This is a genomic window from Bradyrhizobium glycinis (genome assembly GCF_016031655.1).
GTDB classification, from domain to species: domain Bacteria; phylum Pseudomonadota; class Alphaproteobacteria; order Rhizobiales; family Xanthobacteraceae; genus Bradyrhizobium; species Bradyrhizobium glycinis.
Genome location: NZ_JACCHQ010000035.1, coordinates 1 through 12,189 on the forward strand (window position 1 = coordinate 1; position 12,189 = coordinate 12,189).

The 12,189-nt window shown below is 65.2% G+C and carries 12 protein-coding genes; 11 read left to right on the forward strand and 1 reads right to left on the reverse strand.

Annotated features, from left to right (window positions below; all coding sequences use genetic code 11):
* The first annotated feature begins 312 nt into the window (after positions 1 to 312).
* The 9 genes from HZZ16_RS32795 (at position 313) to HZZ16_RS32835 (ending at position 9,934) form a co-directional block, all read left to right on the forward strand.
* Positions 313 to 1,128, forward strand: coding sequence for a sugar phosphate isomerase/epimerase family protein (locus HZZ16_RS32795; RefSeq protein ID WP_197954413.1), 816 nt, complete (start codon positions 313 to 315; stop codon positions 1,126 to 1,128).
* A 30-nt stretch (positions 1,129 to 1,158) separates the two neighbouring features.
* Positions 1,159 to 2,796: an ABC transporter substrate-binding protein gene (locus tag HZZ16_RS32800; RefSeq protein WP_197954414.1), complete on the forward strand. Its 1,638-nt coding sequence runs from the start codon at positions 1,159 to 1,161 to the stop codon at positions 2,794 to 2,796.
* Positions 2,797 to 2,798: 2 nt separating this feature from the next.
* On the forward strand, positions 2,799 to 3,782 hold the full coding sequence (locus HZZ16_RS32805; RefSeq protein ID WP_197954415.1) for an ABC transporter ATP-binding protein: 984 nt from the start codon (positions 2,799 to 2,801) through the stop codon (positions 3,780 to 3,782).
* Positions 3,779 to 4,765 (forward strand): ABC transporter ATP-binding protein, encoded by a 987-nt coding sequence (locus HZZ16_RS32810; RefSeq protein WP_197954416.1) that lies wholly within the window; start codon positions 3,779 to 3,781, stop codon positions 4,763 to 4,765. Before HZZ16_RS32805 ends, HZZ16_RS32810 begins: the two co-directional genes overlap by 4 nt.
* Entirely contained in the window at positions 4,765 to 5,694 is a 930-nt protein-coding gene (locus tag HZZ16_RS32815; RefSeq protein ID WP_197954417.1) for an ABC transporter permease, read from the forward strand. The genes HZZ16_RS32810 and HZZ16_RS32815 overlap by 1 nt, the downstream gene beginning before the upstream one ends.
* The gene (locus tag HZZ16_RS32820; RefSeq protein WP_197954418.1) at positions 5,691 to 6,554 is read left to right on the forward strand and encodes an ABC transporter permease; all 864 of its coding nucleotides are present in this window, start codon (positions 5,691 to 5,693) and stop codon (positions 6,552 to 6,554) included. The genes HZZ16_RS32815 and HZZ16_RS32820 overlap by 4 nt, the downstream gene beginning before the upstream one ends.
* A gap of 300 nt (positions 6,555 to 6,854) precedes the next feature.
* Positions 6,855 to 8,705: a dihydroxy-acid dehydratase gene (gene ilvD, locus HZZ16_RS32825; RefSeq protein ID WP_197954419.1), complete on the forward strand. Its 1,851-nt coding sequence runs from the start codon at positions 6,855 to 6,857 to the stop codon at positions 8,703 to 8,705.
* A 219-nt stretch (positions 8,706 to 8,924) separates the two neighbouring features.
* Complete coding sequence (locus tag HZZ16_RS32830) at positions 8,925 to 9,248, forward strand: hypothetical protein (protein ID WP_197954537.1); 324 nt, start codon at positions 8,925 to 8,927, stop codon at positions 9,246 to 9,248.
* Positions 9,249 to 9,736: 488 nt separating this feature from the next.
* Entirely contained in the window at positions 9,737 to 9,934 is a 198-nt protein-coding gene (locus HZZ16_RS32835; protein ID WP_197954420.1) for a hypothetical protein, read from the forward strand.
* A gap of 506 nt (positions 9,935 to 10,440) precedes the next feature.
* On the opposite strand, the gene HZZ16_RS32840 is transcribed toward HZZ16_RS32835, so the two are convergent.
* The gene (locus tag HZZ16_RS32840; RefSeq protein WP_197954422.1) at positions 10,441 to 10,869 is read right to left on the reverse strand and encodes a hypothetical protein; all 429 of its coding nucleotides are present in this window, start codon (positions 10,867 to 10,869) and stop codon (positions 10,441 to 10,443) included.
* A 367-nt stretch (positions 10,870 to 11,236) separates the two neighbouring features.
* Between HZZ16_RS32840 and HZZ16_RS32845 the strand changes: the two genes are divergently transcribed.
* Together HZZ16_RS32845 and HZZ16_RS32850 are read left to right on the forward strand one after the other, a co-directional pair.
* A complete protein-coding gene (locus tag HZZ16_RS32845) occupies positions 11,237 to 11,518 on the forward strand; it encodes a hypothetical protein (RefSeq protein ID WP_197954423.1) in 282 nt (93 codons plus the stop codon).
* A gap of 23 nt (positions 11,519 to 11,541) precedes the next feature.
* Positions 11,542 to 12,033 (forward strand): hypothetical protein, encoded by a 492-nt coding sequence (locus HZZ16_RS32850; protein WP_197954424.1) that lies wholly within the window; start codon positions 11,542 to 11,544, stop codon positions 12,031 to 12,033.
* Positions 12,034 to 12,189 lie beyond the last annotated feature (156 nt).

Sequence of the window (12,189 nt, forward strand, 5' to 3'; positions counted from 1 at the left end):
GCCCCATGTGGTCCCCCAACCCCATGTAGCGCGATCAGAGGGTGATGCCCGTGGAAGTAGCCGCCGATCGATGTCCCGCGATGTACGCGAAGGACGGCTGGGATTCCATTCCGGATCACTACGGACACGATAGCGCTTGCCTTGTGCCCGTTCGGCATCGCTTGCAAGCGATCATTGCTGCTGCTTGAACCGCAGCACGCGCGGGCAGGATGTCCACATCTCGTCCACGCTGCGGAAGACGCATTTCACGGGCCTGTCATTGAACTGGTCTAGCGCTGCTCCCCGTCATCGCTGACGACGAAGGAGCATGCCATGTCGAAGCCGGTGCTGGGCGCCGCATTGTCCATCAAATCGATCCCCGCGCATCGTGACTGGCTACTCGAAAAGCAGCGCGATCTGGAAATCCAGGACTTCTTCCGCGCCGATCTGCTCGATAGCGACTGGCGCGCAACCGCAAGCGAGATCAAGCAGATGCTCACCGGTCACAGCGGCCGGCTCGGCATCCATGGCCCGTTCTGGGGCTTCAAAATCGACAGCCACGATCCGATGATCCGCCAGGCCGTGACCAAGCGCCTGCTGCAGGGCCTTGAGGCCGCCGAGTTCCTCGGCGCGACGCAGATGGTAATCCATTCGCCGTTCACGACCTGGGACCACAACAATCTCGATCTCGATCCCGAGAACCGCGCCAATATCGTCGAGCGCGTCAAGGCGACGCTCGCCGAGGTGATTGCGCGTGCCGAGACGATCGGCTGCGAGATCGTCATCGAGAACATCGAGGACAAGGATCCGCGCGACCGCGTGCGCCTCGCCAAGGCGCTGGAAAGCAGCAAGGTCCGCGTTTCTCTCGACACTGGGCATGCCAATTACGCCCACATCTCCACCGGTGCGCCGCCGGTCGACTATTACGTCGAGACCGCCGGCGACATGCTGACGCATGTGCACCTGCAGGACACCGACGGCTTTGCCGACCGGCACTGGGCGCCGGGCGAGGGCAATATTCCCTGGGTCGCCGTATTCCGCGCGCTCGGCCGGCTGACGTCGAATCCGCGGCTGATCCTCGAACTCCGCAATCACGACGACGTCCGTAAGGGCGCGGCGCATCTCGCCGCGCTCGGTCTCGCCGAATAACCGACATCGCAAAGGGCAGGGGTCATCCTCATGAGCAAACTCACCCGTCGCACCATCCTGAAATCCGGCGGCGCCGCCGCAAGCACCTTGCTGCTGCCGCGCTTTGCCATCGCGCAAGGCGACAACCGTCCCTCCGTGACCATCGCAGTCCAGAAGGTCACGAATGCGAACGTGCTCGATGTGCTGCGCGAGCAGTCCAATGTCGGCGAACGGGTGTTCTTCTCCTCGATCTGGGAAGGCCTGATCTCGAAGAATTGGCGCGGCAAACTCGAAGCCGTGCCGGGCCTTGCCACCGAATGGCGCCGCATCGACGACCAGACCGTCGAGGTGAAGCTGCGCCAGGGCGTCAAGTTCCACAACGGGGACGAGCTCACGGCGGAAGACGTCGTCTTCACCTTCAGCCGCGAACGCATGTTCGGCGAGACCGAGGCCAAGAACCGCTCCACCATCAAAGCGTTCGAGAAGATCCCGACTCCGCGCCCGGGCAAGGAGCTGCCGCCGGACGTTCCCGCCGTCGCCCGCCGCATCTGGCCGGACCTCGTGCGCGTCGATGCCGTCGACAAGTACACGGTGCGCTTCTACAACGCGACGCCCGACGTCACGATCGAGGGCCGGCTGTCGCGCTATGGCTCCGACATCATGAACCGCCGCGCCTGGGAAGAGGCGGCGAGCTATCTCGATTGGGCCCGCAAGCCGGTGACGACCGGCCCCTACAAGGTCGTCGAGCTCAAGCCCGACGTCTCGCTGACGCTGGAAGCCCACGACGAATATTGGGGCGGCCGGCCGCCGCTCAAGCGCATCCGCTTCCTCGAAGTGCCTGAGGTCGCGAGCCGCATCAACGGCCTGCTCTCTGGCGAATACCAGTTCGCCTGCGACATCCCGCCGGACCAGATCGCCGGCATCGAGAAGAATTCCGCCTTCGAAGTGCAGGGCGGCACGATTCAGAATCACCGCCTCACCGTGTTCGACAAGAACCACGCCGTGCTCGCCAATCCGCTGGTGCGGCGCGCCTTCACCCACGCGATCGATCGCCAGGCGATCGTCGACAGCCTGTGGGCCGGCCGCACCCGGGTGCCGAAGGGGCTGCAATGGGAGTTCTACGGCGACATGTTCAACGCCGACTGGAGCGTGCCGGCCTATGATCCCAAGCTTGCGCAGGATCTGCTGAAGCAGGCCAATTACAAGGGCGACCCGATCCCGTATCGCCTGCTCAACAATTACTACACCAACCAGGTCGCCACCGCGCAGATCCTGGTCGAGATGTGGAAGTCGGTCGGCCTCAACGTGCAGATCGAGACCAAGGAGAACTGGTCGCAGATCATGGAGCGTGCGCCGACGCGCGCCGTGCGCGACTGGTCGAACTCGGCCGCCTTCAACGATCCGGTCTCGTCGCTGGTCGCCCAGCACGGCCCTAACGGCCAGCAGCAGCAGATCGGCGAATGGACCAACACCGAGCTGAACACGCTCTCCGAGTTCCTGGAGACCTCGACCGACCGGGCCGCCCGCAAGAAGGCGTTCCACCGTATGCTCGAGATCGCCGAGCGCGAGGACCCCGCCTACACGGTGCTGCACCAGAACGCGACCTTCACGGCCAAGCCGAAATCGATCAAGTGGAAGGCGGCGCCCGCCTTTGCGATGGATTTCCGCGCCGGCAATTTCGAGGTGTGAAGGTGACGCCGCTGGTCAGCATCGAGGACTTGCGCGTCGCCTTCAATGGCGTGCCGGTTCTGCGCGGCGTCGATATTGCCTTGCAGAAGGGCGAGGCCGTCGGCCTCGTCGGTGAGTCCGGCTCCGGCAAGTCGGTGACGTGGCTGGCCGCGCTAGGGCTGTTGCCGCGCCATGCGCAAGTCTCTGGCTCGGTGCGGCTCGACGGGCGCCCGATTCTCGGCGCGCCGGCCGCCGAGCTCGACCAGGTCAGGGGCGGGCGCATCGCCATGATCTTCCAGGATCCGGCGAGCGCGCTCAACCCGGTGCTGACCATCCGCAGGCAGCTTTGCGAAGCGCTGGCGCTGCATCGCGATCTCCAAGGCAACGCCGTGAAGGCGGAGGCGCGGCGGCTGCTCGATCTCGTCGGCATCCCCGACGCAGGCCGGCGGCTCGAGGCCTATCCGCACGAATTCTCCGGCGGCCAGGTCCAGCGCATCATGATTGCGATGGCGCTGGCCGGCAATCCCGATCTCCTCATCGCGGACGAGCCGACCACCGCGCTCGATGCCACCATTCAGGCGCAGATCCTGGAGCTGCTTTCAACTGTGCGCCGCGAGCTCGGCATGGCCATGGTGCTGATCAGCCACGACCTCGGCGTCGTCGCGGAGAATTGCGACCGCGTCGCGGTGATGTATGCCGGCCGCATCGTCGAGCAGGCCCCGAGCAACCAGCTGTTCGCCGATCCCGTGCATCCCTATGCGCAAGGGTTGATCGGCGCGCTGCCGCCGCTCGATGGTCCGCGGCGGCGCCTCACCGCCATTCCCGGCACGGTGCCGGATCCCGCGCACATGCCCGGCGGCTGCGCCTTCGCGCCGCGCTGCGCGCTGGTCGCGGACGCATGTGGCCTTGCGGCGCCGACCCTCGCGCCGATCGCCGATGACCGCAGCGTCGCCTGCGTTCGCGCCGAGGTCTCGCGCCGCGCGCTGCTCGGGATTGCCGCCGAATGAGTCCGCCGCTCGTCGAGGTCTCCGCGATCTCGCGCACCTATGCGATGCGCTCCGGAATGTTCGGGCGAGCTGCGGCCGTGCACGCCGTCGATGGCGTGTCGCTCACGATTGCCAAAGGCCAAACGCTGGGCCTCGTCGGCGAATCGGGTTCAGGCAAATCCACCACGGGCCGCATCGTGCTCGGCCTCGAGCCGCCTGACAGCGGCGAGGTACGGTTCGACGGCAAGCCGATGGCCGCGCCTGGGACGACGGCATGGCGTGCGCAGCGCGCGCGGATGCAGATGATCTTTCAGGATCCGCTCGGCGCGCTGGACCGGCGGCTGCCGGTCGCAACGCAGATCCGCGAGCCGCTCGACATTCACGGCCTCGGCACGCCTGCCGCGCGCGACGAGCGCGTCCGCGAGCTGCTGCGCGCCGTCGAGCTCACGCCGGCGCATGGCGCACGCTATCCCGGCGCGCTCTCCGGCGGCCAGCGTCAGCGCATCGTGCTGGCGCGGGCGCTGGCCACGAAGCCGGATTTCCTGGTTTGCGATGAGCCGGTCAGCGCGCTCGACGTCTCGATCCAGGCCCAGGTGGTGAACCTGCTTTGCGATCTCCAGGCGCAGCTGTCGCTGACGCTGCTGTTCATCAGCCACGATCTGCGCGTCGTCAGGCAGATCAGCAACGTCGTCGCCGTGATGTATCTCGGCCGCATCGTCGAGATCGGCAGCGCCGACGATCTGTTTGCGCGGCCCGAGCATCCCTACACCCAGGCCCTTGTCTCGGCCTCGCCCGCGCCGGGCCGTCGCAGTGCCGGCCGCATCCTGCTGTCAGGCGATCCACCGAACCCGGCCGCGCGTCCCACGGGCTGCGCCTTCCATCCGCGCTGCCCACGCGCCATTGCGCGTTGTGCGCGCGAGGTGCCGGCGCTGTCCGCGGTCGGTGGCGACAGGCAGGTCGCCTGCCATCTCGTCACTGGCGCTGCGACACGGGACGCGGCGTGATGGGACGCTATTTCGCCATCCGGATCGGACGCGCGGCACTGACGATCGTGCTCGTCGTCACCTTCGCCTTCGTCGTGTTGCGGCTGTCAGGCGATCCCGCGCTGATGATCCTGGGGCCTGAGGCACCGCCGGAGGTGCTGGCGGCGTTTCGCAAGGCCTGGGGCCTCGATGATCCGATCTGGGCTCAATATTTCGATTATTTCGGAGCCATCGCCAAGGGCGAGCTCGGCCGCTCCATGCGCGACGGCCGGCCCGCGATCGAGCTGGTGCTGGAACGCATCCCGGCGACGCTGGCGCTGACCCTGCCGGCGTTCTTCTTCAAGGTCGCCCTCGGCGTTCCCGCAGGGATCTACGCCGCGCTGCATCGCGGCTCGGGAATCGACCGCGCCGTGATGATGACGGCGGTCGCCGGCTTTACCGTCCCGAGCTTCGTGCTCGCGCTGCTGCTGGTGCTCGTCTTCGCCGTGCAGCTCGGCTGGCTGCCTTCGGGCGGGCAGGACAGTTGGCGCCACGCCATCCTGCCGATCGCAACGCTCAGTCTCGGCGGCGCCGCGGTGCTGGCGCGCTTCACCCGCAGCGCCATGCTGGAGGTGCTGGGCCAGCCCTACATCCGCACCGCATCCGCAAAAGGCGTGCCCTGGCGCAAGGTCGTGACCTCGCATGCACTGCCGAATGCAGCGATCCCGACCGTGACCATCCTCGGCTTCATGGTGGGCACGCTGATCGCAGGCGCCGTCGTGGTCGAGAGCGTGTTCGCCTGGCCGGGAGTAGGGCGGCTGCTTGTCGTTGCGGTTGCCAATCGCGATCTCGCGGTGGTGCAATGTATCCTGCTGCTGGTTGCGATGACCATGGTGACGTCCAACCTGGTCGTCGACTTCCTCTACGGCTTCCTCGATCCGCGCCTGCGCAGCAAGGGAGCGCATGCATGACCGACGCGACGCTGAAGGATGCCAAAGCGTTTTCACGCCGCTTCAGCCTGCCGGCCATTCCGGTCTCGGTCGCGCTGGCGGTCACCTGGATCGTCGCGATGCTGCTGATCGCGGCCTTCGCGGAGAAGATCGCGCCCTACGGCTTCACGCAGCTCGACCTGCGCAACCGGCTGGCCGCGCCCGGCAATGCCGCGCACTGGCTCGGCACCGACGAGCTTGGCCGGGACGTGCTGTCGCGGCTGCTCGTTTCCATTCGCATCTCGCTGCTGATCGCGTTCGGCGCCACCGCGATCTCGGCCGTGGTCGGCACCGTGCTCGGCTTCCTCGCCGCGCATTTTCGCGGAGCCATCGAGCAGCTCGTCCTGATGCTGTCCGACTTCCAGGCCAGCATGCCGTTCCTGATCATGGCGCTGGCCGTGCTCGCCTTTTTCGGCAACTCGCTGCCGCTCCTGGTCGGCCTGATGGGCCTGTTCGGCTGGGAACGTTATGCCCGTATCGCGCGCGGTCTCGCCATCTCCGCCAACGCGCAGGGCTACGCCGCCGCCGTCCGCCAGTTAGGGGCGACGCCGTCGCGGATCTATCTCCGGCACATCCTGCCGAACATTGCCTCGACCCTGATCGTCTCGACCACGCTGGTGTTCCCCGAAGTGATCCTGATGGAGTCAGGCCTATCCTTCCTCGGCCTCGGCGTGCAGCCGCCGATGACCAGCCTCGGCAACATGGTCGGCTACGGCCGCGAATATCTGACCCGCGCGCCCTGGATCATGCTGGCGCCGGCGACCACCATCGTGGTCACCACGCTCGCCGTCTCCGTGATCGGCGACTGGCTGCGCGACCGGCTTGATCCGACATTGCAATAGGGGGTCTCGTGTCCCGGACGCGCGAAGCGCGAGCCGGGACCCAGGAGCCACGAGCACCCACTGCCACATGGGCCCCGGCTCTGCAGCGCACCGTCACTCCGGACGATGCTTCGCATCGCCGGGATAACGCTGCGCTGCGTCCGGGGCACGTGCGAGCCCCCCGCGCCGGGAGCAGGGGAGCCCTGTCCGACCCAAGTTCCCGTTGCGCCCGCCGGGTCCGTGCGCTATCCGGCCGGAAAGGCCTGAGGCGGCTCCATATTTTCCCGCTCAGGCAGCCAAACCCCGAGGACGGAAACCGCCATGCCAGCCTATCGCTCCCGCACCACCACCCACGGCCGCAACATGGCGGGCGCCCGCGGCCTCTGGCGCGCGACGGGCATGAAGGATGCCGATTTCGGCAAGCCGATCATCGCGGTGGTCAATTCCTTCACCCAGTTCGTGCCCGGCCATGTCCACCTGAAGGACCTCGGCCAGCTCGTGGCCCGCGAGATCGAGCAGGCCGGTGGCGTCGCCAAGGAGTTCAACACCATCGCGGTCGACGACGGCATCGCCATGGGCCATGACGGCATGCTCTACAGCCTGCCGTCGCGCGAGCTGATCGCCGATAGCGTCGAGTACATGGCCAACGCGCATTGCGCCGACGGCCTCGTCTGCATCTCCAACTGCGACAAGATCACGCCCGGCATGCTGATGGCAGCGCTGAGGCTCAACATCCCCGCCGTGTTCGTCTCGGGCGGGCCGATGGAAGCCGGCAAGGTCAAGCTCGCCGGCAAGACCAAGGCCGTCGACCTCATCGACGCCATGGTGGCCGCGGCCGATAGCAAGGTCAGCGACGAGGACGTCAAGGTGATCGAGCGCTCGGCGTGCCCGACCTGCGGCTCCTGCTCGGGCATGTTCACGGCCAATTCCATGAACTGCCTGACCGAGGCGCTGGGCCTCGCACTGCCCGGCAACGGCTCGGTGGTCGCAACCCATGCCGACCGCAAGCGGCTGTTCGTCGAGGCCGGCCACACCATCGTCGACCTGGTCCGCCGCTATTACGAGCAGGACGACGCCTCCGTGCTGCCGCGCAACATCGCCAACTTCAAGGCGTTCGAGAACGCGATGACCCTCGACATCGCCATGGGCGGCTCGACCAACACCGTGCTGCATCTGCTCGCCGCCGCCCATGAAGGGCAGGTCGAGTTCACCATGCGCGACATCGACCGGCTGTCGCGCCGCGTGCCCGTGCTCTGCAAGGTCGCCCCGTCGGTCGCCGACGTGCACGTCGAGGACGTGCATCGTGCCGGCGGCATCATGGGCATCCTCGGCGAGCTCGATCGCGCCGGCTTGATCGACACCTCTGTTACGACCGTGCACGCGCCGACCATGAACGAGGCGCTGGAGCGCTGGGACATCAAGCGCACCAAGAGCGAGACGGTGCGCACCTTCTATCGCGCCTCGCCCGGCGGCATCCCGACGCAGGTCGCCTTCAGCCAGGAGCGCCGTTACGACGAGCTCGATGCCGATCGCGAGAAGGGCGTGGTGCGCGATCTCGAACACGCCTTCAGCAAGGACGGCGGTCTCGCCGTGCTCTACGGCAATCTCGCGCAGGACGGCTGCATCGTGAAGACCGCCGGCGTCGATGCCTCGATCCTGAAATTCTCCGGCCCGGCGCGCGTGTTCGAGAGCCAGGACGCCGCGGTCGAAGGCATTCTGGGCGGCAAGGTCGTCGCCGGGGAGGTCGTCGTGGTGCGCTATGAAGGCCCGCGCGGCGGCCCCGGCATGCAGGAGATGCTGTATCCGACCAGCTATCTGAAATCGATGGGCCTCGGCAAGGCTTGCGCGCTCGTCACCGACGGTCGCTTCTCCGGCGGCTCGTCCGGCCTGTCGATCGGCCATCTGTCGCCGGAAGCCGCCGAGGGCGGCAACATCGGCCTCGTGCGCGACGGCGACCGCATCGCCATCGACATTCCGAACCGCAGCATCAGCCTCGAAGTCTCCGACGAGGAGCTCGCCAGGCGCCGCGCCGCGGAGGAGGCGAAGGGCGATGCCGCCTGGCAGCCGACCAATCGCAAGCGCAACGTCTCCACTGCGCTGCAGGCCTATGCCGCGCTCACCACCAGCGCCGCGCGCGGCGCGGTGCGCGAGGTGAAGCGGCGCGCGAAGTGAGCACGCATCGTTCGCCTCACGCGGATGGTCAATAAGTTCTGAACGGCCGGCGCAAGCCGGCTGTTCGCGTTAAGGATGCCCCGATGAAGTTCGGCAGCTTGCGATGTTGCGGCGTATACTAGCGGCCACCTTCGCAAATCCATTTCGGGCAACTGGGGCACCGCACCAATGTCTCGTACTCTTGCTGTCGTTTTCTCAACGGCCGTCGCCGCGATCTCCATGACGGGCGCGGCCTCCGCCGGCTGCTACAATTGCTACACGCCGCCGCCGTGCACAACCTGCTATCAGCAGCAATATGTGCCGCCGCAATACCGCACCGTCGACGAGACCGTGATGGTATCGCCCGGCGCCGTGGTCGCGCATCGCACGCCGGCGCAGTATCGCACCGTGATGGTGCCGCAGACCGTGATGGTCGCCCCGCCCAGCGTCCAGTACGAGCGCATCCCGCCGCAATACGCCACCCGCCAGCGCGTCGAGATGGTCTCGCCGGGCTATTCCTATTACGCCCCGGTGCAGATGAACTGCGCGTCCTGCGGCTACTGAGCCGAAGCGGCAGCGCAAAATCGAAGCGGCGCTCCTCGCGGGGCGCCGTTTGCTTTTGGCGAAGCGCAAAACGAGGCCCGGGTATGGAGACCAATCCGGCCGGGCCTCGCAACCAGCGACGCCCTGGGAGATGTCGCCAGTGTCCGGGAATTTGCGAAGGCACAGCTTAAGCGAACAGGCTGACGCTTGCCTGACAACAGCCGGAAGGCGAGGGCGGGCCAACTTCGCGTTGCCTTGCGCGGGCGACTGGGTTAAGCGACAGCCATTCCAGGCTCTGGAAGGGTGGCCGAGTGGTTTAAGGCACCGGTCTTGAAATTCTGAAACGGCTATGCCGGACTGTCCGGCATTGTCCCGTTAGATGCTGATTTGTCTGGCAAAATGTCAGGTCAGCGCTGCTTTCGTCCTTGCTCATTCTACGTCGTCCCAACCAGTTGGGTAGCAATCCCGGTAGCAGCCGGCGCTTGGCCTGACGTGAGCAGGGGCGAACGATGGAAGCGCTAATCGGGCTGATCCTTGGCATGCTGCTGGGGATCATCGGCTGCGAGCTTTGGCCGAGACGTAGAGAACTACTGATGGCGGCGGCGCTGCTGCTCATCTGGACGCCCATCGTTTTGGTTTATGGTGGAGCTGTGGCTGAGGATGCCGAGGGACTAATTCAGCCGAGGCCGTCCCTTGCTACGGTGTAGAGCCGTATTCCTCCACGCTGTAACCTTGATCACGATACGTTTTCACGATCCGCCTTGCTTGTTCAAACGCCTCGGATTCCTCCGATGCGATCGGGCTGCAGTGGACGGCTGCTTGATGGCCGTTGGACTGCAATCGAGCGAGGAACGCAGCCTCTATGTCGAGCATAGGCCAGTCAGTGGGGCGCGCGGGTCGTGAATAGTAAAGTTTTCTGACCCCATCCTCGACGGTGTTACCAGTGCAGAGCACAAATGTGCCGCTGCGCGCTAAACTCGGCGAAGCAAATAGCAGGAGTACGGCAACTAGAGGCAATCGAAACATTTGACCCTCCAGCAAACGTTGAAATGTTCAAAGATTGCACCTTCGCTCCAGTGAAGTCTAGCCTTTAGGCGTGCCCGCCGGCGGTAAAGCCGGCGGGCACGCGTTTAGCGGCCGCACAGGCGCCGCTCAGCGCGTTTGCGGGCCCACCTAAGCCGGTGAAGTGCCCATAAGGCTCGGATCAGGCGCATCAGACGTACCCGTCCAGTTGCCAGCTTTGCGATCCCACCTGCTCAAGCAAACCTTCCATGTCTCCGATGCCGAATTCGGCGTGGTCCTGCTCCAGGTCGCGCCGGCCACCCGCGGACCATCGCTCTTGGCTGTGGTAGTGGTCGAGGCTCCCCAGGGACGGCTCATCATCGTGGTCGTTCTCCGCCGGATCGTCATCCTCGGCGGGATCGTCGTCCTCTACGTCGGCCGATATGTCGTCCTCGAGCTCGGTGGCGACGTAGGGGTCGGAGGCGTCCAGAAAGGCGATCAGCCGCTCTATTTCGGCCGAAGCCTCTTTCCTGAGTCTGGCGAGGCGCTGGAGCGAGGTTTCACGCGCCCGCTGTTGGGTAGCGAGGCCCGGCGGGAGCGCGTGTGGCGAGTCCGCAGGCAGTTCTCTGACGTTTTCCATGGTGGTGCTTTCGGTATGGCCTCTCACAGCCGTTACCCGGAAACGGACCGGGCAGCCGGGGGGTGAGAACCTGCCGAAAGACAGGTCGTCGCGCTTTTAAGCCTCTCGGCTCTGGACATGGCGCAACGCCCCCGGCATAAAGCCAGAACGGCGCGCCCGCCAAGGCGCTCCTTAGCGCCTAGAAGGCCCGCCAAGGCCTTCCGCGCTTTCGGCAGCAATCGACGCCAATCGATCGCCAGCCTATTTCGGTCCGGGTTCTCACACCCACGGACATGCTGCTCCTGATTTGGTAAAAAATCCACCCCCCTTCGGGGCATTGCCTTTGGGCGCCCGCTGCGGTTGTATGACCGGGAGGGGGAGGGGCACCATGCAGAAGATTGTTTGGACTGGATCGCGCGCGTTGATCTCGATGTCTGTAGTCAGCCTGCTAGGTGGCTGCGGCGTCGCCGCCAAGATCGAGGCGAGGAACGATTACCGGACGTCAGCTGATCAGTACAAGGCCTGCCTCGCTGCCAATCCGGCCGCGCCTCAGAATTGCGAGGGCCTCCGATTGGCGATGGAAACGGACGAGCGCAAGTTCAACAATATGTCGGCTGGTACCAATCCCGGCTCTCAGACGTCGCACAACTTGACAATCCTGAATCGCTGATAGCGGCCAGCGAAGGGGCTTCGATGAAATGGCAATCGGCTCTAGCGGCGCTGTTAGTCTGCGCACGCTCTGCAAACGCGATCGAGCCTAAAAACGCAACCTACTACTGCACCAACGAAGCTTCTGGTGGCGTCAAATACAATCCGCAACTTCAAAAATGGACGTCAGCCCAGTTTAAGTCCGACAAACCATTCGTTTTAAGGCTACAGTTTCTGAACAGTAGGCGCGAAAAGCAGTTTAGCTGGACCGAGCTCACGACCGTGAACAGCTTTGCTGTGACGATTGCCGAAGCTGGATCGAACGAAGCCCGTCCTTGCAAGGCTGTTAAGGATTATCAACGGCCGGTCGAAATCTGGGGCGATGACTGGCTTAGGTGCAACGTTTCGCTCTCGGAATTTCGGTTCAATCCGGCAAACAACCGCTACCTTTCCGCTTATATTGTGGGTTACGTGGGTGGCGATAACGGTGGTGACACACCATCAGTATCCATCGGCACTTGTACAAAGATCGATTAGGCCATGCGCCCGCGCCGCATCGAATTTGTCGTCGCCGCCCTTGTGCTCAGTGGCTGGCTCCTGTGGAGATGGTTACATGCCGGCACCTGAACCGGATTGGTTTGCGCGCCTCGCATCCGGAATTGCTGTGCTTATTTCTGCCGCCACGTTCGACGC

Excerpts from the sequence above, each read along its gene's own strand:
- HZZ16_RS32795 (WP_197954413.1), top strand. The coding sequence starts at position 313 with ATGTCGAAGCCGGTGCTGGGCGCCGCATTGTCCATCAAATCGATCCCC.
- HZZ16_RS32800 (WP_197954414.1), top strand. The coding sequence starts at position 1,159 with ATGAGCAAACTCACCCGTCGCACCATCCTGAAATCCGGCGGCGCCGCC.
- HZZ16_RS32810 (WP_197954416.1), top strand. The coding sequence starts at position 3,779 with ATGAGTCCGCCGCTCGTCGAGGTCTCCGCGATCTCGCGCACCTATGCG.
- HZZ16_RS32815 (WP_197954417.1), top strand. The coding sequence starts at position 4,765 with ATGGGACGCTATTTCGCCATCCGGATCGGACGCGCGGCACTGACGATC.
- HZZ16_RS32820 (WP_197954418.1), top strand. The coding sequence starts at position 5,691 with ATGACCGACGCGACGCTGAAGGATGCCAAAGCGTTTTCACGCCGCTTC.
- ilvD (WP_197954419.1), top strand. The coding sequence starts at position 6,855 with ATGCCAGCCTATCGCTCCCGCACCACCACCCACGGCCGCAACATGGCG.
- HZZ16_RS32830 (WP_197954537.1), top strand. The coding sequence starts at position 8,925 with ATGACGGGCGCGGCCTCCGCCGGCTGCTACAATTGCTACACGCCGCCG.
- HZZ16_RS32835 (WP_197954420.1), top strand. The coding sequence starts at position 9,737 with ATGGAAGCGCTAATCGGGCTGATCCTTGGCATGCTGCTGGGGATCATC.
- HZZ16_RS32840 (WP_197954422.1), bottom strand. The coding sequence starts at position 10,869 with ATGGAAAACGTCAGAGAACTGCCTGCGGACTCGCCACACGCGCTCCCG.
- HZZ16_RS32845 (WP_197954423.1), top strand. The coding sequence starts at position 11,237 with ATGCAGAAGATTGTTTGGACTGGATCGCGCGCGTTGATCTCGATGTCT.
- HZZ16_RS32850 (WP_197954424.1), top strand. The coding sequence starts at position 11,542 with ATGAAATGGCAATCGGCTCTAGCGGCGCTGTTAGTCTGCGCACGCTCT.